The 17499-nt window shown below is 64.5% G+C and carries 18 protein-coding genes; 11 read left to right on the forward strand and 7 right to left on the reverse strand.

What is annotated here, in order from left to right; all coding sequences use genetic code 11:
* Nucleotides 1-34: 34 nt before the first annotated feature.
* A complete protein-coding gene (locus tag ACUCV3_RS02005) occupies nt 35-520 on the reverse strand; it encodes an RNA pyrophosphohydrolase (RefSeq protein WP_026108839.1) in 486 nt (161 codons plus the stop codon).
* A gap of 189 nt (nt 521-709) precedes the next feature.
* Between ACUCV3_RS02005 and ACUCV3_RS02010 the strand changes: the two genes are divergently transcribed.
* On the forward strand, nt 710-2086 hold the full coding sequence (locus tag ACUCV3_RS02010; protein WP_279727937.1) for a cryptochrome/photolyase family protein: 1377 nt from the start codon (nt 710-712) through the stop codon (nt 2084-2086).
* A 37-nt stretch (nt 2087-2123) separates the two neighbouring features.
* Nucleotides 2124-3392: a class I SAM-dependent methyltransferase gene (locus ACUCV3_RS02015; RefSeq protein WP_279727938.1), complete on the forward strand. Its 1269-nt coding sequence runs from the start codon at nt 2124-2126 to the stop codon at nt 3390-3392.
* Here the strand turns inward: ACUCV3_RS02015 and ACUCV3_RS02020 are convergent.
* Entirely contained in the window at nt 3389-4105 is a 717-nt protein-coding gene (locus ACUCV3_RS02020; protein ID WP_037506635.1) for an SDR family NAD(P)-dependent oxidoreductase, read from the reverse strand. The two genes, ACUCV3_RS02015 and ACUCV3_RS02020, sit on opposite strands and share 4 nt — an antisense overlap.
* Before the next feature lie 96 nt (nt 4106-4201).
* Nucleotides 4202-5662: an amidophosphoribosyltransferase gene (gene purF / locus ACUCV3_RS02025; protein ID WP_017499557.1), complete on the reverse strand. Its 1461-nt coding sequence runs from the start codon at nt 5660-5662 to the stop codon at nt 4202-4204.
* A 202-nt stretch (nt 5663-5864) separates the two neighbouring features.
* Between purF and ccmC the strand changes: the two genes are divergently transcribed.
* The 8 genes from ccmC (at nt 5865) to ACUCV3_RS02065 (ending at nt 12714) form a co-directional block, all read left to right on the forward strand.
* Nucleotides 5865-6587 (forward strand): heme ABC transporter permease CcmC, encoded by a 723-nt coding sequence (gene ccmC / locus ACUCV3_RS02030; RefSeq protein ID WP_279727939.1) that lies wholly within the window; start codon nt 5865-5867, stop codon nt 6585-6587.
* Between the two features lie 2 nt (nt 6588-6589).
* Nucleotides 6590-6721, forward strand: a complete 132-nt coding sequence (gene ccmD / locus ACUCV3_RS02035; RefSeq protein WP_004207286.1) for a heme exporter protein CcmD — start codon at nt 6590-6592, stop codon at nt 6719-6721.
* Entirely contained in the window at nt 6718-7164 is a 447-nt protein-coding gene (gene ccmE / locus ACUCV3_RS02040; RefSeq protein WP_279727940.1) for a cytochrome c maturation protein CcmE, read from the forward strand. Before ccmD ends, ccmE begins: the two co-directional genes overlap by 4 nt.
* Nucleotides 7161-9089 (forward strand): heme lyase CcmF/NrfE family subunit, encoded by a 1929-nt coding sequence (locus ACUCV3_RS02045; protein ID WP_279727941.1) that lies wholly within the window; start codon nt 7161-7163, stop codon nt 9087-9089. Before ccmE ends, ACUCV3_RS02045 begins: the two co-directional genes overlap by 4 nt.
* On the forward strand, nt 9086-9613 hold the full coding sequence (locus tag ACUCV3_RS02050; RefSeq protein WP_279727942.1) for a redoxin family protein: 528 nt from the start codon (nt 9086-9088) through the stop codon (nt 9611-9613). Before ACUCV3_RS02045 ends, ACUCV3_RS02050 begins: the two co-directional genes overlap by 4 nt.
* The gene (locus ACUCV3_RS02055; protein ID WP_279727943.1) at nt 9610-10020 is read left to right on the forward strand and encodes a cytochrome c-type biogenesis protein; all 411 of its coding nucleotides are present in this window, start codon (nt 9610-9612) and stop codon (nt 10018-10020) included. The genes ACUCV3_RS02050 and ACUCV3_RS02055 overlap by 4 nt, the downstream gene beginning before the upstream one ends.
* On the forward strand, nt 10017-10658 hold the full coding sequence (locus ACUCV3_RS02060; RefSeq protein WP_037506642.1) for a tetratricopeptide repeat protein: 642 nt from the start codon (nt 10017-10019) through the stop codon (nt 10656-10658). Before ACUCV3_RS02055 ends, ACUCV3_RS02060 begins: the two co-directional genes overlap by 4 nt.
* A gap of 133 nt (nt 10659-10791) precedes the next feature.
* A complete protein-coding gene (locus ACUCV3_RS02065; RefSeq protein ID WP_125985953.1) occupies nt 10792-12714 on the forward strand; it encodes a potassium transporter Kup in 1923 nt (640 codons plus the stop codon).
* 7 nt (nt 12715-12721) lie between these two features.
* Here the strand turns inward: ACUCV3_RS02065 and ACUCV3_RS02070 are convergent, their stop codons facing one another.
* A complete protein-coding gene (locus ACUCV3_RS02070; protein ID WP_482240340.1) occupies nt 12722-13789 on the reverse strand; it encodes a PA0069 family radical SAM protein in 1068 nt (355 codons plus the stop codon).
* Between the two features lie 86 nt (nt 13790-13875).
* Here ACUCV3_RS02070 and ACUCV3_RS02075 point away from each other — a divergent pair, with 86 nt between their 5' ends.
* Nucleotides 13876-14385: a YbjN domain-containing protein gene (locus tag ACUCV3_RS02075; RefSeq protein ID WP_279727945.1), complete on the forward strand. Its 510-nt coding sequence runs from the start codon at nt 13876-13878 to the stop codon at nt 14383-14385.
* A gap of 6 nt (nt 14386-14391) precedes the next feature.
* On the opposite strand, the gene moaB is transcribed toward ACUCV3_RS02075, so the two are convergent.
* From moaB to ACUCV3_RS02090, 3 genes are read right to left on the reverse strand one after another with little or no spacing between them, the layout of a single operon-like run.
* Nucleotides 14392-14919, reverse strand: coding sequence for a molybdenum cofactor biosynthesis protein B (gene moaB, locus ACUCV3_RS02080; protein WP_004207276.1), 528 nt, complete (start codon nt 14917-14919; stop codon nt 14392-14394).
* Nucleotides 14919-16706 carry a lytic transglycosylase domain-containing protein gene (locus tag ACUCV3_RS02085; protein WP_279727946.1) on the reverse strand — a complete coding sequence of 596 codons (1788 nt, stop codon included), beginning with the start codon at nt 16704-16706 and terminating at the stop codon, nt 14919-14921. The genes moaB and ACUCV3_RS02085 overlap by 1 nt, the downstream gene beginning before the upstream one ends.
* Nucleotides 16703-17485, reverse strand: coding sequence for a uracil-DNA glycosylase family protein (locus ACUCV3_RS02090; RefSeq protein ID WP_279727947.1), 783 nt, complete (start codon nt 17483-17485; stop codon nt 16703-16705). Before ACUCV3_RS02090 ends, ACUCV3_RS02085 begins: the two co-directional genes overlap by 4 nt.
* Between the last annotated feature and the right edge of the window lie 14 nt (nt 17486-17499).

Raw genomic sequence — 17499 nt, forward strand, 5'->3', positions numbered from 1 at the left:
TCATAGCGAACCGACCGGGGATTTTAAGCCCCCATCAGATCAAGTCGTGGAATTCCTGCAATATGTCGCGGTAAAGCTTGCGCTTGAACGGCACGATCAGTTCCGGCAGCGTTTCGGGCGCAGCCCATTTCCATTCCCGAAATTCGGGATGCTTGGTCTGGATGTCGATATGGCTGTCCTTGCCCAGGAAGCGGGCGAGGAACCAGATCTGGCGCTGGCCACGATATTTGCCGCCCCACAGCTTGCCGATCAGCTCGGGCGGCAGATCATAGAAATGCTCGTCGCGGCTCTTGGCGATGATCTCGACATGTTCGGGTGTGATCCCGGTCTCTTCGCCCAGCTCACGCAGCGCGGCCGTCTTGGCGTCTTCGCCGTCGTCGATCCCGCCCTGCGGCATCTGCCAGGCTTCCACGACATTATCGAGGCGCTGGCCGACGAAGACCTTGCCCGCCATGTTGACCAGCATGATCCCGACGCACGGCCGGTAGTTCAGTTCTGCATTATCTGGCATCGACGCCATGTCTTCCCCTGCATCGCTGCAGCCATGGCCGGTTGACGACCCATGGCTAGTGTATTGGGTTCCAGAATAGGCGGCGGCGCTGCGCGCGTCCATTGGCCGAATCGACATTCATCGGATTTGCCGGGCATCTCCCGGAAGGGCGCGGAAAATTCATTTGGAACCGGGGTGCTAGGCAGGCATTGGGCGGTCATGCCTTCCCCCATCATAATCTGGTTCCGCCAGGATCTCCGCCTCTCGGATCAGGCGGCGCTCGCCGCCGCCGCGCAGGCCGGCCCGGTCATTCCGCTCTATATCCTTGATGATGAAAGCCCGCGCCAATGGGCGATGGGTGGTGCGTCGCGCTGGTGGCTGCATCACAGCCTTGCCAGCCTGGACGAGCGATTGAGGGCGAAGGGATCGCGATTGATCCTGCGGCGTGGGCGCTGTGCCGATGTGCTGGCGCAGGTGGCCAAGGAATGTGGCGCGCAGGTGGTGCATGCGATCCGCCATCATGAACCCTGGTGGCGCAACGCCGAAAAGGCGGTGGCAAGGCAGATCGACCTGCGGCTTCATGACGGCGGACTGCTATTGCCGGTGGAGGCGGTGCGGACGGGTGGCGGGACGCCCTATCGCATCTACACGCCCTTTTCCCGTGCGGTGATGCTGCACATGCCACCCGCGCCACCACAGCCAGCGCCGCAGCGGATCGAGGCGCCATTGCACTGGCCGGTCAGCGACAGGCTGGAAGACTGGACGCTGCTGCCGCGCGATCCGGACTGGGCGAGCGGTTTCCCTGCCGACTGGTCGCCGGGCGAAGAGGGGGCAAAGCGCTATCTCGACAGTTTTCTAGGAGAAGTCGGTGACTATGCGGTCGCGCGCGATCTGCCGTCGCAGGAGGGAACGTCCCGCCTGTCCCCGCATCTCCATTTCGGGGAGATTTCGCCGGCCAAGGTCTGGCATCGAGTGGCGAAGGCGCCGGGCGACGCGACCGTCTATCTTAAGGAACTGATCTGGCGTGATTACGCGCATAATCAGGTCTGGGCCTTGCCGGCCTATGGATCGGAAAATGCCCAGCCGGCCTTCGATGCGATGCACTGGCGCGATCTGCGCGAGGCGCGAGGCGACTGGACGGCGTGGAAACAGGGGCAAACCGGCTATCCGATCGTCGATGCCGGCATGCGCCAGCTCTGGCAGACGGGCTGGATGCACAATCGGGTGCGGATGATCGCGGCCAGTTTCCTCATCAAGCATCTGCTGATCGACTGGCGCCATGGCGCGCGCTGGTTCTGGGACACGCTGGTCGACGCGGATTATGCCAATAACAGCGTCAACTGGCAGTGGGTGGCGGGCAGCGGCGTCGATGCCAATCTCTTCACCCGGATCATGGCGCCGCTGACCCAGTCGGATAAATTCGATGCCGCCGACTATATCCGCCAATGGGTGCCGGAATTGGCCGATCTGGACGACCGCGTCATCCATGATCCGGATTTTCATGGGGTTAGGCCATCATCCTATCCCGAAAAGCGGATCGGCCATCGTGAAGGTCGCGAGCGCGCGCTGGCGGCCTATCGCCAGATGAAGGGGTGATTGCAGTGACGCGCGGCATGGGGCAGAAAGAGGCCCGATGAATGCAGTCGACCCCCGTCGCGGCAAGGCCGCATTGTCGATCCGGCGACCGCCGGCAGACCGGACTCCAGGATGGCGGGCGCGCCTGTTCGCGCCGCTTTTCCATCGCATGCTCGATCGTATCGACCAGGGATTGGAGCAGGGCTCGTTGGACGCGACTTTGCCGGACGGCACGCGCCGGATGCTGGGCGGACGGGCACCAGGGTTCGACTGTGCCGTGGACCTCGTCGATTGGCGCGCCTTGGTGCGACTGGCGATGGGCGGCTCGGCGGGCTGGTATCGGGCCTGGGCAGCGGGCGATTGGCGCAGTGCCGATCCGGTGCCGCTGTTCGCGCTGTTCATGGCCAATGCGGTATCGCTGGGGCGCGTCGCGCGACCCCATGGACCGGCACGCTGGGCAGGTCGATTGCTGCACTGGGCGCGGCGGAACAACCGTAACGGCTCGCGCCGGAACATCGCCTTCCATTATGATCTGGGCAATGATTTCTACAGCCTATGGCTGGACAGGAATATGCATTATTCCAGTGCCTTGTTCCTCAGTCCTGAGGATCGAATCGAAAGCCTGGAACGAGCGCAGCAGCGCAAGGTGGACGCCCTGCTGGAACGGCTGGACCTGCGCGACGGGCAGGCGCTGCTGGAAATCGGATGCGGCTGGGGTGGTCTCGCCGAACAGGCGATGGAACGCTGCGCCGTCCGATATGACGGGCTGACCCTGTCGGTCGAGCAGGCTGATTATGCGCGCGATCGGCTGGGGTCCGGCGCGCAAATCCACCTGACCGACTATCGCGACGCACAGGGGCAATATGACGCCATCGCCAGCGTGGAAATGGTGGAGGCCGTCGGCCAACATTATTGGCCCGACTATCTGGATGCGGTCGCACGCCTGCTGAAGCCCGGCGGGCGCGCCGCGATCCAGTATATTTTGATCGACGATGCGATCTTCGATCATTATGCGCGGGGTGCCGATTTCATCCAGACCTACATCTTCCCCGGCGGCATGTTGATATCCGAAAGTCGTTTTCGGGCCTTGGCGCAGGAACGCGGGCTGGAATGGCGCGACGTGCGCCGCTTTGGCGACCATTATGCCGAAACACTGCGCCGCTGGCGCGAGCGGTTCGATCGGGCGATCGACGAAGGACGATTACCGGCCAGTTTTGACCAGCATTTCGTCGGCTTGTGGCGCTATTATCTGATGTATTGCGAAGGCGGTTTCCGGGGCGGCACCATTGATGTCGCCCAGGTCACGCTGGCAAAGCCGGCCGCTTAACCCTCTACGCGCAGGCGATGGCCGTTCGGGGCATCGCTCAGCACCAGATCATGGATGGCCCTGGCGACCGTTTCCGGTCCCTTGAGCGTTGCGGGGTCTTCGCCGGGGAAGGCGCGGGCGCGCATTGCGGTGCGGGTGGCGCCGGGATCGACGATATGGGTGCGAATGGCGGAGATGTTCTTCATCTCCTCGCCATAGGCGCCGACCAGCGTTTCGAGTGCGGCCTTGGACGCGCCATAGGCGCCCCAATAGGCGCGCGGGGTGGCGCCGACCGAGGATGTCAGGGCAATTACCCGCGCGTCGGCGCTGGCGCGCAGCATCGGATCGAAAGCGGCGATCAGCGCCTGGGGCGCAGCGATGTTGAGCATCAGCAGCCGGGCAAATTCCTTGGCATCGATCGCCGGAACCGATGCCAGCGACCCGAGCGTCGCCGCGTTGAGGACGAGGATGTCGAGTGCCTTCCAGCGGCCCGAAATGGCCTGGGCCAGGCGGCCGATGCTTTCGCCGTCGATCAGGTCGAGCGGCGCGATGGTGGCGCTGCCACCGGCCTGATGAATGCGGTCTTCCACCTCTTCCAGTCCGCCGCTGGTGCGTGCGGTCAGGATCACATGGGCACCGGCTGCGGCCAGTGCCTCCGCCGTCGCGGCGCCGATCCCCCGGCTGGCGCCAGTGACGAGCGCAAGTTTTCCGAACAGCGGCAAGGTATCAGACATCGGCTCTCCGTTCGCCCCGACCGATGCCGGGTGTCGTCGTGGGAAAAGGAAAGGGCGGGGTCGTGCGACCCCGCCCGGTCGGGCCTTGCCCGTGGATCAGGAGACCCGTTCTGCCAGCAGTTCGAACTGGTTTTCGACCACGGCTTCATCCTGGTCGGTGAGCTTGGTCGGATAGTCGCCGGTGAAACAGGCGTCGCAATATTGCGGACGAATGTCGGCGCGCTTCGCCTCGCCCAGCGCCTTGTACAGGCCGTCGATCGAGATGAAGGCCAGGCTGTCGGCGTGTATGAAGTCCTGCATGCCGCCAATGTCCAGCTTGTGCGCCAGCAGCTTCGTGCGTTCGGGCGTATCGACGCCATAGAAGCAGCTATGCTTGGTCGGCGGCGAGGCGATGCGCATATGCACTTCGGCGGCGCCCGCTTCGCGCATCATCTGCACGATCTTCAGCGAGGTGGTGCCGCGCACGATCGAGTCGTCGATCAGCACGATGCGCTTGCCCTGGATGAGGGCACGGTTGGCATTATGCTTCAGCTTGACGCCCAGGTGGCGGACCTTGTCGCCCGGCTGAATGAAGGTGCGGCCGATATAGTGCGAACGGATGATGCCCAGTTCGAACGGGATGCCCGATTCCTGCGCATAGCCGATGGCGGCCGGCACACCGCTGTCGGGCACCGGGATGACATAGTCGGCCTCGACCGGATTTTCGATCGCCAGCTGCGCGCCGATCGCCTTGCGGACCGAATAGACGCTGGAATTGTCGATGATCGAATCGGGGCGGCTGAAATAGACATGCTCAAAGATGCAGGGGCGCGGATGCACTTCGCCGAACGGGCGGATCGAGCGCATTTCGCCATCCTTGGTGACGATGACGAGTTCGCCCGGATCGATCGAGCGGACATAGTCGGCGCCGACCACGTCGAGCGCGACGGTTTCCGAAGCGAAGATGGTCGAATCGCCCAACTTGCCCATCACCAGCGGGCGGATGCCGAGCGGATCGCGGCAGGCGATCATGCCCTCGGGGGTCATCACGATCAGCGAATAGGCGCCTTCGATCTGCTTGAGCGCATCGATGAACTTGTCGAGCAGGGTGCGATAATTGGACGTCGCGACCAGATGGATGATGACTTCGGTGTCCGAGGTCGACTGGAAGATGGAGCCGCGGCGGATCAGTTCGCGGCGGACCTTCATCGCGTTGGAGATGTTGCCGTTATGGGCAACCGCGAAACCGCCGGAATTGAGTTCGGCATAGAGCGGCTGGACATTGCGCAGCGAGGTTTCGCCGGTGGTCGAGTAACGGACATGGCCGCAGGCCGTGTCGCCGGGAAGACCCCGAATCACCTCGTCGCGGTCGAAATTACCGGCGACATGACCCATGGCGCGATGGGTATGGAAATCATGCCCGTCCCAGCTGGTGATGCCTGCCGCTTCCTGGCCGCGATGCTGCAGGGCGTGAAGGCCGAGCGCTACCATCGCGGACGCGGTTTCTGCGCCAGATACGCCAAAAATGCCGCATTCTTCGCGCAACTTGTCGTCGTCGAAAGGATTCGTCGTAATCATGGGTGTGAGCGGGTCCATTGCCGTTCCTGACCACCCCTCTGGGGCGACCTTTCGCGCGCATATAGTCCCTCCCGCTCGATTTGTCGCCTGCCTGTAACAAAAAAGCGTGGCCAATCGTGGCAACGCTGCGTTTTGCTGGCTTTTCCATGGGCTAAACGGCCACTGGCGTTGACGTTCGGGTGTCGCTAAGAAACCTGTACTCATGCACCGTTTTGCCAATCCCGCCCGCTTCCTGAAGATCGCCCGTCCGATGACGGGCTGGCTGTTCTGGCCCGGCCTCGTGCTGCTGCTGGCCGGCTGCGCTTCGGGTCTGTTTCTGACGCCGGCGGACTATCTGCAGGGCGATACGGTGCGCATACTCTATATACATGTGCCGGCCGCGTGGCTGGGCATGGCGGGCTGGGCCGGCATTGCCGTGTCCGGGCTGATGCAACTGGTGTGGCGCCATCCGCTGGCTTCCGTGGCCGGACGCGCGATTGCGGCGCCGGGTGCGTTGTTCACCGCCATCTGCCTGATGACCGGTTCGATCTGGGGCCGGCCGACCTGGGGCACCTGGTGGGAATGGGACGGGCGCATGACGTCCATGCTGGTCCTGCTCTTCCTTTATCTCGGCTATATTGCTCTGGCCAACGCATCGGCGCGGCAGGGGCAAGGCGGGGTCAGCCCGGTGACGGCGATCTTCGGCCTGGTCGGCGCGATCAACATCCCGATCATCAATCGGTCGGTGGTCTGGTGGAACAGCCTGCACCAGGGGCCGAGCATCACGATGCGGGGATCGAGCATCGACGGATCGATGCTCTGGCCGCTTGGCCTGACGCTGTTCGGTTTCACCTTGTTGTTCGCCGCGATCGTACTGATGCGGATGCGGGCAATATTGGCACAAAATAAGGTCGAGGCGCGGATGCAGCGCCTGACGAGAGGGTAGAGATGAACCAATGGGCTTTCGTGATCGCTGCCTACGCCGTTACGGCGGTGGGCACGGCGATCGTCACCATCGCCAGCTGGCGCGCGATGCGATCGGCGGAACGTCAGGCCGAACGACTGTCTGACCGGACATGAAGGCCAAGCATCAACGGCTGATCCTGGCGCTCGCAGCGCTGGTGGCGATCATCGGAGCCGGGCTGCTCGCCGTATCGGCGCTGAAGGACGAAGCGGCCTATTTCTATGCGCCCAACGATGTGAAGGCCAAGGGCGTGGAACCCGGCAAGGCGATCCGTCTGGGCGGCATGGTGGTGAAGGGTAGCCTCGAGCGCGCGGCCGACGGTGTGACGATCGATTTCGACGTGACCGACGGCAAGGCGACCGTGCCAGCGACCTTCAGCGGCATCGCGCCCGACCTGTTCAAGGAAGGCAGCGGTGTCGTGGCGGAAGGCGCTTTCGACCGGCAGGGGCGCTTCGTCGCCACCAATTTGCTGGCCAAGCATGACGAGCGCTACATGCCGCGCGAACTGGACGGCATGACCTATAATGAAACCACGCATGAGATGAAGGCCGCGCCATGATCGCCGAAGCCGGTCTCGCCGCCCTGTGGTTTGCCGCCGTCCTCGCGCTGCTCCAGCTGTTTCTGGTCGGCATGGGGCTGGCGGGCGGCAAGGGCGAGGTGCTGGGCGCCGTTCGTCCTGTCGCTGTTTTGCAGGGCGTGCTGACGGCAGCTGCCTTTGTCGCGCTGATCAGCCTGTTCCTGCGGTCCGACATGTCGGTGCTGCTGGTGGCGACCAACAGCCATTCGGCCAAGCCCTGGCTCTACAAATTCGCCGGAACCTGGGGCAATCATGAAGGGTCGATGCTGCTTTGGGTAACGGTGATGGGCGTCGCCGGCGCGGCGGTTGCGCTGTTCGAGCGTGCCTTGAAGCGCGACGCGCACATGGCGACGCTTGGGGCGCAGGCGGCGATCAGCCTGGGCTTCTACGCTTTCCTGCTCTTCTCCTCCAATCCCTTCGCCCGCATTTCCCCGGCACCGGCGGACGGGCAGGGGCTCAACCCGCTGCTGCAGGATCCCGGCCTCGCCTTCCATCCGCCGACGCTCTATCTCGGCTATGTCGGCCTTTCGGTCGCCTTCTCCTTTGCGGTCGGCGCCTTGCTGACGCGGCAGGTGGATGCCGCCTTTGCTCGGGCCATGCGGCCCTGGGTGCTGGCCGCCTGGGTCATGCTGACACTCGGCATCACGGCGGGCAGCTATTGGGCCTATTATGAGCTGGGTTGGGGCGGCTGGTGGTTCTGGGATCCGGTCGAAAATGCGTCGCTGATGCCCTGGCTGGCGGCGACCGCGTTGCTGCACAGCGTGACCGTGCTCGCGACCCGCGACGCGCTGCGCGCCTGGACGGTGATGCTGGCCGTCGTTGCCTTCTCCATGTCGATGGTCGGCACCTTCCTGGTCCGGTCGGGCATATTGACCAGCGTCCATGCCTTCGCCGTCGATCCCGAGCGGGGCAGCTTCATCCTGGCCTTGCTGGCGCTCTATATTGGCGGCGCTTTGGCCCTGTTCGGCTGGCGGATCGGCACGGTGCGCGAGGGCGCGCCGTTCGAACTGGTCAGCCGCGAGACCTTCCTGGTGGTCAACAACCTGTTGCTCTCCGTGATCCTCGGGCTGGTGCTGATCGGCACGCTTTACCCACTGATGACCGAAGCATTCGGGCACAAGGTGTCGGTCGGCGCGCCCTATTTCGATCGCATTGCCGGGCCGATCGCGCTCATCCTGCTGATCGTCATGGCGGCAGGGCCGCTCACCCGCTGGCGCCGGGATCAGGCGCGCGCCGTGGCCGGGCGCATGCTTGTTCCGGCTGCGGTCGCACTGGCGGCCGTGGTGCTGGTCGGCGCGCTCGCCTGGGGGCGGATCGGGCTGTTGCCCTATTGCGGGCTGGCAGTGGCACTGGCCGTCGGCGTGGGATCGCTCGCGCCGCTGTGGAAGCGCAACCTGCGCCGCACGCCGCTCTTCACCTATGGTATGGTGATCGCCCATCTGGGCTGTGCCGTCAGCCTGGCCGGCATGGCCTGCGATTCGGCGTTCACGGTCGAGAAGCTGGTGGCCGTCCGACCGGGCGACAGCATCGAGACGGCTGGCTGGACGCTGCGCTTCCAGCGCATCCTGCCGCTTGCTGGCGACAATTGGACGGCGTTGCAGGCGGACGTCATTGCGGAGCGCAGCGGCCGCGCGGTCGTGATCCATCCGCAGTCACGCTTCTTCGCCTCGCCGCCGACGACCACGACCGAGGCGGCCCTGCTGACCCGGTGGAATGGCCAGCTCTATGTCGTGCTGGGGCAGGAAGCCGATGCCGGCCGCTGGCAGATGCGGATCTGGTGGAAGCCGTTCGTGACGCTGATCTGGCTGGGCGGCATCATGATCGCGCTGGGCGGTCTGCTGGCGCTGGTCGGGCGGGAACGGCGCGGTTGGCTGATGAAATGGCGGGCGCGGAGGGCAATGGCATGAGGAAGCTGCTGATCTGGCTGCCGCTTGTCCTGTTCCTCGGCTTCTTCGCCCTGTTCGCCAGCGGCCTGTTCAAGCCGGATGACCGTGTCATCACCTCCAAGCTGATTGGCCAGGCTTTGCCGGCCTTCAGCCTGCCGGCTGCCGCCAGCGATCGGCCCGCGCTTGCCAGCACGCAATTGGCGGATGGCAAGCCGCGCCTGCTCAACATCTTTGCCAGCTGGTGCATTCCCTGCGCGGCGGAGGCGCCGCAACTGATGACGCTTAAGCAGGCCGGGGTAGAAATCGACGCGATCGCGATCCGCGATGCCCGGCTCGATGTCGACGCCTTCCTTATGCGGAATGGCAATCCCTATAGCCGGATCGGCCTGGATGCGCGCAGTGGCGTGCAGATCGCATTGGGGTCGTCGGGCGTGCCGGAAACCTTCGTGATCGATGGCAAGGGCAGGATCGCCTATCAGCATATTGGTGACATCCGCGCCGATGACGTGCCGATGCTGCTGCAACGGCTGAAGGACGCGCAATGAAGGCGTTGATTTCTATTCTCCTGCTGATGCTGGCGGCGCCGGTTCAGGCGCAGACCGCCCTGCCGCCCGCGCCCTATGCCGACCGGCAGCTTGATGACCCGGCGCTGGAGCGCAAGGCGAAGGCGCTGATGGAAACCATCCGCTGCCTCACCTGCCAGAGCCAGTCGATCGCCGATTCGAACGCCAGCATGGCGGGCGATATGCGCTCCGAGATACGCGAGCGGATCAGGGCGGGGGAGGAGCCTGAGCATATCAGGCGCTGGCTGATCGAGCGCTATGGCGACTGGGTCAGCTATGAGCCGACGGCTGCGCCGATCCTCTGGCCGCTCTGGGCGGCACCGATCGTGCTGCTCGCATTGGGGCTGTTGTTGATGCGCGGACGGATCAAGCGGAGGCCACGGGCATGACGGGCTGGATCATTGCTTTCGGCCTCGCCATCCTCGCCATGGCGGTGCTCTGTTTCATCGGGCGTATCCCGCGCGTGACGCGGGAGATTGTTGCAGCGGCTTTGCTGGTCGGCCTCGCGGGCTATGCCTGGCAGGGGCATCCCGGCCTAGCCGGCGCGCCGCGACAGGTCGCGGCCGAGAAGGAAGCGCAGTTCGACGAGAAGCTGGCGGAGCGACGCCGCAGCCTGGCGGAGCGCTATGGCCCGGCCGGCCAATGGCTGATCATGTCGGATTCCTACGGGCGGCGCGGCCTGACCAAGGAGGCGGCCAATATCCTGCTCTCCGGCCTCAAGCAGACGCCGGAAGACGCCAATCTGTGGCTCGGCATGGGGAATGCGCTGGTCGCGCATGCCGATGGCGTGGTCGCGCCGGCGGCGGACTATGCCTATCGCCAGGCGCTGCGGCTGGACCCGGAAGGACCGGCGCCGCGCTATTTCTATGGCCTTGCTTTGGCCCAGGCGGGGCAATTGGACGCCGCGCGCAAACAATGGTTGCCGCTGGCGCAATCGGCGCCCGAAGGCAGCAAGATCAAAGCGGAACTGCAGGCCAATATCGCGCGTATCGATGCCATGCTGGCGATGGATGCGGCTTCGCGATGATCCGCATCGGGGCGATCATTGCGTGAACCCTGTGCCCATGGTAGGGGCCGGCGGTTTGCTGGGCTCCGTCCTTGGAATGAGAATTGCCCTGGCAAGGGTTGCGACATGATATTGATGATCGAGCATTTCCTTCATGGCTGATGACAGCGCGGTCGCCGTCCCCGAAGACGGCGAGCAGGATGGGCATGGCCATGCCCGCCAGAAAGCCACGGCCAAGCTGGTCGTCGGCGCGATCGGTATCGTCTTCGGCGATATCGGCACCAGCCCGCTCTACGCTTTCCGCGAGACCTTTGCGGGGCACCATCATCTCGACCTCGATCCCGACCATATATTGGGCGTCATCAGCCTGATGTTCTGGTCGATGATGCTGGTCGTGACGCTCAAATATGTCAGCATCATCATGCGCGCCGACAACAAGGGCGAGGGTGGCAGCCTGGCGCTGCTGGCGCTGATCAACGGCCAGACCAAGACGCAGCGCTGGTCGCGCGGCATCGTGCTGCTGGGCGTGTTCGCGACCGCCCTCTTCTACGGCGATTCGATGATCACGCCGGCGGTTTCCGTGCTGTCGGCGGTGGAAGGTCTGGCGGTCTACAACGCCAATCTGGCGCCGGCGATTCTGCCGGTTGCGGTGCTGATCCTGCTCGGCCTGTTCTGGATCCAAGGGTTGGGGACCAACAAGGTTGCGACCCTGTTCGGCCCGATCATGCTGATCTATTTCGTGACGATCGCATCGCTCGGCGTGCTCAGCATCGTCAAGACGCCGGGCATTCTCTATGCCTTCAATCCCTATTGGGCGGTGATGTTCTTTGCCACCGATCCGCTGCCCGCCTTCCTGGCGCTGGGCTCGGTGGTGCTGGCGGTGACGGGCGCCGAAGCGCTCTATGCCGATATGGGCCATTTCGGCCGCAGCCCGATCCGTGTGTCCTGGCTGATCTTCGTCCTGCCGGCGCTGATGCTCAACTATATGGGGCAGGGGGCGCTGCTCTTCCGGGAGGGTGCCGCGGCGCTGCACAGTCCCTTCTACAATCTCGCGCCGCAATGGATGCAGTTGCCGCTGATCGGCCTTGCCACGCTGGCGGCGATCATCGCGTCGCAGGCGGTGATATCCGGCGCTTTCTCGGTCACGCAGCAGGCGATCCAGCTCGGCTTCATGCCGCGTCTGCGGATCGAGCATACCAGCGCCTCGACAGCCGGCCAGATCTACATTCCCCTGATCAACTGGGGGTTGATGGTCATGGTGATCCTGCTGGTGCTGGTGTTCAAGACCTCGTCCAACCTGACCGCGGCTTATGGCATTGCCGTCACCGGTGCGATGTTCATCGACAATGTGCTGCTGACCGTGGTGCTTTACCGCCTGTGGCACTGGAAATGGTATTATGCCGCGCCGCTGCTTGCCGTCTTCTACCTGGTCGATGGCGCCTATCTGGCGGCCAATCTGACCAAGGTGCCCGACGGCGGCTGGTTCCCGCTGCTGATCGGCTTCGTCGTCTTCACCTTGCTGACCACCTGGTCTCGTGGGCGCCGGCTGGTGCAGGAACGGCTGCGCGAGGCAGCGATGCCGATCCCGGTATTCGTGGCTTCGGCCGCCAACAGCGCGGTGCGCGTGCCGGGCACCGCTGTCTTCATGACCTCGACGCCCGATGGCGTGCCGCATGCGCTGCTGCATAATCTCAAGCACAACAAGGTGCTGCATGAGAGGGTGATCCTGTTGACGGTCAAGATCAAGGATGTGCCGGTGGTCGAGGATGACGGCCGGTGCAAGCTGGAGGATCTGGGGCGCGGCTTCTTCCGTCTGGTGCTGCAATATGGCTTCATGCAGGAGCCGGATGTTCCGGCCGCGCTCAAGAATGTCACCGGTTGTGGCCAGGCGTTCAAGATGATGGACACCAGCTTCTTCCTGGCGCGCCAGACGCTGCTGCCTTCGGCCAATCCCGGCATGCCCCTGTGGCGCGAGAAGATCTTTGCCTGGATGCTTCGCAACGCGGAAAGCGCGATGGAGTTCTTCCGCCTGCCGACCAATCGCGTGGTCGAACTGGGCAGCCAGGTCGAGATTTGACCGGCCTTTAGAAAAGCCGCATCTGCGCGCCTTCGGGCGGCCGGAACAGATCGGTGCGGACGCTGATCCGCGCCTGCCCCAGATTGGCCTTGCGCCGGGCCTTGGTGAAGCGGGTGCGGGTCAGGTCGGCCCAGACGCCCTGGCCGCGCATCCGGCTGCCGAAATCGGGATCATTGTCGCGCCCGCCGCGAATGTCCCGGATCATCGCCATCACCTTGGCGGCGCGATCGGGATAATGGGTTTCCAGCCAGGCGCGGAACAACGGTGCGACCTCATGCGGCAGGCGGACCAGGATGTAGTTGACGTCCTGCGCGCCGGCCATGGCAAGCCGCGCCACCACCTGTTCGATCTCATGATCGTTGATCGCCGGGATGATCGGCGACATGTTGGCCGATACCGGCACGCCGGCTTCGGCCAGGCGAGAGATTGCGGCAATCCGCCGTTCGGGATGGGGCGCGCGCGGCTCCAGCGTGCGCGCGACCTTGAGATCGAGCGAGGTGACCGAAATCATCACCGCCACCAGATTGTCGCGCGCTAGATCGGCAAGCAGGTCGATGTCGCGCAGGATGCGGTCGGACTTGGTGGTGATGAAGACCGGATGGCGGCATTCCACCATCACCTCCAGCAATTGGCGGGTGATCCCCCAATCCTTCTCGATCGGCTGATAGGGATCGGTATTCGTGCCCATGGCGATCGGCGAGACGCTGTAATTACCGCGCGCCAGTTCCTTGCGCAGCAGCGCCGCAGCGTCCGGCTTGGCGAACAGGCGTGTTTCGAAATCCAGCCCCGGCGACAGATCATGATAGGCGTGGCTCGGGCGGGCAAAGCAATAGATGCAGCCATGCTCGCAGCCGGCATAGGCGTTGATCGACTGGGAGAAGGCGATGTCGGGCGACGCGTTGCGTGAGATGATCGTGCGCGGCGTAATCAGCGAAACGCTGGTGCGCAGTTTCTGGGCCGGTCCGTCGATCGCTTCCACGGCGTCGAGCCAGTCGCCGTCCGCCTCGCGCGCGGCCAGGTTGAACCGGTTGCTGGCCTGATTGTGCGTTGCGCCGCGTCCGGGAATGTTTGCCATGCTGAAATAAGAACATATCATGAACTTATTGACAAGGTCGCTTCCGACGCGTCATGGCTGCCCCCTTGAAAGCAGGGGGAAATATCATGCGTGCCTGGTGGCTTGTTCCGGCTCTGATGATGGCAGGCGCGGCCGATGCCGCGACGCCGACGACGGATTGTGCGGCCAATATGGTCTGTGCGAGCCGCCCACAGTCGGTGGTCGATGCGCTACAGGCAGCGGGCTACAAGGCGGCGCTGACCAAGAGCAAGTCGACCGGTAACCCGATGATCGAGAGCGCTGCCAGCGGCTATAATTTCACCATCTATTTCTATGGCTGCGAAGAAATGAAGGACTGCAACTCGTTGCAGTTCGGTATCAATTTCGCGGATGATGGTGGCAACACGGTCGAGCTGGCGAACAAGTGGAACCAGTCCAAGCGCTTCATCCAGATGTCGCTGGCCGACGACAAGACGCTGGACGTGTCCTATGACGTCAGCACGATCGGCGGTCTCAACCAGGAGAATTTCGCCGACGTGGTCGACTGGTGGTCAGTGATGCTCGGCGAACTCAGCAAATTCTTCAAGGAGAACCCGGCGCCCACGCTCAAGAAGTGAGGGCGTTTAGCGCTCGGTGAGGCGCGGCATCAGCTCGACGAAATTGCAGGGGCGGAACCGGCTGTCGAGTTGGCTGGCGAGAATGCCGTCCCATGCATCCCGCACCGCGCCGGTCGAGCCGGGCAGGGCGAAGATATAGGTGCCGCGCGCGACGCAGGCGGTGGCGCGCGACTGGATGGTCGATGTGCCGATCGACTGATAGCTGAGCCACCGGAACAGTTCGCCGAAACCGGGAATTTCCTTGTCCTGCACCTGGGCCAGTGCTTCGGGTGTGACATCCCGGCCGGTGACGCCGGTGCCACCAGTAGTCAGGATAACATCGACCTGCGGATCGTCGATCCAGGCGTGAAGGCGCGCGACGATGGCGCTGCGATCATCGGTGACGATCAGTCGGTCGGCCAGGACATGGCCCGCGCCGGTCAGGCGATCGACCAGCGTGTCGCCGGACCGGTCGTCGGCCAAGGTACGGGTGTCGGAAACGGTCAGGACGGCAATGCGGACGGGCAGGAAGGTCCGGCCCTCATCGATCGGCATCAGTCCGATCCGCCGGCGAGCATCGCCCGGCCATCGGCCTTGCTGAGGCGCACCAGCTTCACGCCCTTGGCATTGGGGAAGGTTGGCCACATGCCCTGCGCCATACCGGTCAGGCAATCCGCCTCGCCCTTTGCCTGGATCTGGTACATCCAATAGTTGCGCATGACGATGTTCACATAGGCGCGGGTTTCATAATAGGGCAGGGATTCGATGAAGAGCAGGGGATCGCCCTTGTCCTTCACCTCGCTGTTCCAGCGTTCGACCGGCAGCGGGCCGGCATTATAGGCGGCCATCACCTTGGGCAGCAGGCCGCCGGTCGCGCTCATGTCGCGCAGCGATTCCAGGTAGCGCTGGCCATATTCCATGTTGGTGGACGGCACGAACAATTGCGATGCGTTGGACAGGCCGACATCGCCGGCGGTGCCGGGGCGGACCTGCATCAGGCCGCGGGCGCCGGCGCTGGAGACGACGTCCGAACGGAAGCCGGATTCCTGCAGCGTATGGGCGTAGATCAGCGACGGGTCGACGCGCCAGCCGCCGTCGGGTCGCCAGGCCGGCGCCGGGAAGCGGGCGAAGCTGTCGGGCTGCTTGCCGGCCGGGCCATTATGGGCGAGCCAAAGCTGGGTTGCGGGTAGGTTGAGCGCGCTGGCGAGCCGCAGCAGCGCATCATATTGGGCGGTGCCGCCCAGCTTCGCCTGATAGCGCAAAATCTCGTCGGCGCGGCCATTCTCGCCAATATCGGCCAGCGCGATCGCGCTGCGGACATTGGGGCTGTCCTTGAGCTGGCGCCAGTCATTGTCGCTGAAACGCGCGTTCATGGTCGCGCCGCCCAGCGGCATGCCCAGGCTTTCGCGGGCGAGCAGGCCATAGAAGGTCTCGTCGGATCGCGCCGCGAGCTTCAGCATATTCTCGACCTTCTCGGCCTCGCCGCAGACCATATAGGCGCGCGATGCCCAATAGGCGCCGGCTGCCCGCATGTCCGCGTCGCCCGCTAGCGCCGCGACATTGGCGAAGGCCGGAGCGGCGGCGCGGCAATCATTCTGGCGCCAGGCGGCCAGGCCCGTCGTCCAGTGGGCCTGCACGGTCCAGTCGCCGCCGGTACGGGTTTCGAGCGCGCGCGCGGCCATACGGCGCGCGTTGAGATCGTCGCTTTCGATATAATAGGCCCAGGCGACACGCTGGCGCACCTCGGTCAGGCCTTCGGGCGTCAGCCCGGCTTCGCCGGCGGCAAGCAGCCCTTCCGCGCCGGCCGGATCGTCATTCTTGATGAAGGTCAGGATCTGGGCCGACAGGCTCTGGGCCAGAACGTCCGTCTTGCTGCCGCTGACATATTGGCGGCGGGGTGCCGAGCCGAGCCATACCAGCTTCTGGACCTGCGGCAGATCGGGCAGGATGGTCGCGCCGCGCTTCTGCGCCAGGCGGGAAAGCTGGTCCGCCTTGGGCAGCCAGGCTGCCTTGTTGACGAGGTCGAGCAGGTCGAACAGCTCGACACGCGGCGACCCCTTGGCAAGATAAAGCTCCGACAGGGCGAGCGGACGAACCGCATCCTGTGGATCGAGCGCCAGGATCATCGCCTTGGCATCCGACCATTTCTGGTCGCGCAGGGCGGCGAAGATGGCATTGTAACGCGCCTTGTTGCCATCGGACAGCTGCAGCGGCGTGTTGGCGGTGGAACTGGTCGGCAAGGTGGGGAGGGTTTCGGCCGCCTTGGCGCCGGCCGGGATCGCCAGCGCCGCGCTCATGCTGAGCAGCGCAAGGCTGGAAATGCGGGTTGCAACGCGAATCACGGGCGATCTTCCTCAATCAGGCTTTGCAGGGCGCGCCAGCATTCCGCCTTGGCCGCGGGCTGGCTGAGCAGCAGGCGCGGATGGAATGTGGCAATGGCGGGCACAGTGCCGCCATCATGGTTAAAGGGGCGTAAACCGGCGGGCCGGTCGGCGCCATCGGTCGGAAGCAGCGCACGGACCGTCCGATCGCCCAGCAGGAGCAGGCGGCGCGGCGCGGCGAGATGGACATGGAGCCTGATGCGATCGGCGACATGCGCCAGATCGCTTGCCTCCACCATGCCGCCGGCGGGGCGGACGGTGAACAGCGAGGCCAAGCAGATATCGTCACGGCGCAGGCCGATGGCCCGCATCATGGCGTCGAACAGAGTGCCTGCGCGATCGGCGAACAAATGGCCCGCGCCGGCATCTGCCATGTCGGGCATGTCGGTGATGACCATCAGGGACGCTTCGGCCGGGCCGGTCGGCAGGATCGGGGTGCCGGGCCATTTGCGTTCGGGCTGGGCCGAATCACTGGCAAGCCATTCGAGATAGGCGTCGAGAGTCTTGGGTTTTTCGGGTGGCGGCGGAGCAAAGGCCTTCGCAGCCTGCTCGGCCAGCTGCGCGCGCGTCGGTTGCGGCCGCAACCAGTTGACTGGAGCTTCCGCTACGGCGCCGTCCACCCCCGCCAGCGACCACCACGCCAGATAGGCGTCAGGCGCTGCGGCTCCAAAGTCCCGCTCTAATCCCCGCATCACGATGCCCTTGGGCCAGAGGTTGACGCGAGGGTCAAGAATCTTCATCGCGTGGAATGTCA

This window comes from Sphingobium sp. VMM (assembly GCF_056790315.1).

Coding starts and splice junctions, on each gene's coding strand:
- ACUCV3_RS02005 (WP_026108839.1), bottom strand. CDS start 520: ATGGCGTCGATGCCAGATAATGCAGAACTGAACTACCGGCCGTGCGTC.
- ACUCV3_RS02010 (WP_279727937.1), top strand. CDS start 710: ATGCCTTCCCCCATCATAATCTGGTTCCGCCAGGATCTCCGCCTCTCG.
- ACUCV3_RS02015 (WP_279727938.1), top strand. CDS start 2,124: ATGAATGCAGTCGACCCCCGTCGCGGCAAGGCCGCATTGTCGATCCGG.
- ACUCV3_RS02020 (WP_037506635.1), bottom strand. CDS start 4,105: ATGTCTGATACCTTGCCGCTGTTCGGAAAACTTGCGCTCGTCACTGGC.
- purF (WP_017499557.1), bottom strand. CDS start 5,662: ATGATTACGACGAATCCTTTCGACGACGACAAGTTGCGCGAAGAATGC.
- ccmC (WP_279727939.1), top strand. CDS start 5,865: ATGCACCGTTTTGCCAATCCCGCCCGCTTCCTGAAGATCGCCCGTCCG.
- ccmD (WP_004207286.1), top strand. CDS start 6,590: ATGAACCAATGGGCTTTCGTGATCGCTGCCTACGCCGTTACGGCGGTG.
- ccmE (WP_279727940.1), top strand. CDS start 6,718: ATGAAGGCCAAGCATCAACGGCTGATCCTGGCGCTCGCAGCGCTGGTG.
- ACUCV3_RS02045 (WP_279727941.1), top strand. CDS start 7,161: ATGATCGCCGAAGCCGGTCTCGCCGCCCTGTGGTTTGCCGCCGTCCTC.
- ACUCV3_RS02050 (WP_279727942.1), top strand. CDS start 9,086: ATGAGGAAGCTGCTGATCTGGCTGCCGCTTGTCCTGTTCCTCGGCTTC.
- ACUCV3_RS02055 (WP_279727943.1), top strand. CDS start 9,610: ATGAAGGCGTTGATTTCTATTCTCCTGCTGATGCTGGCGGCGCCGGTT.
- ACUCV3_RS02060 (WP_037506642.1), top strand. CDS start 10,017: ATGACGGGCTGGATCATTGCTTTCGGCCTCGCCATCCTCGCCATGGCG.
- ACUCV3_RS02065 (WP_125985953.1), top strand. CDS start 10,792: ATGGCTGATGACAGCGCGGTCGCCGTCCCCGAAGACGGCGAGCAGGAT.
- ACUCV3_RS02070 (WP_482240340.1), bottom strand. CDS start 13,789: ATGGCAAACATTCCCGGACGCGGCGCAACGCACAATCAGGCCAGCAAC.
- ACUCV3_RS02075 (WP_279727945.1), top strand. CDS start 13,876: ATGCGTGCCTGGTGGCTTGTTCCGGCTCTGATGATGGCAGGCGCGGCC.
- moaB (WP_004207276.1), bottom strand. CDS start 14,919: ATGCCGATCGATGAGGGCCGGACCTTCCTGCCCGTCCGCATTGCCGTC.
- ACUCV3_RS02090 (WP_279727947.1), bottom strand. CDS start 17,485: ATGAAGATTCTTGACCCTCGCGTCAACCTCTGGCCCAAGGGCATCGTG.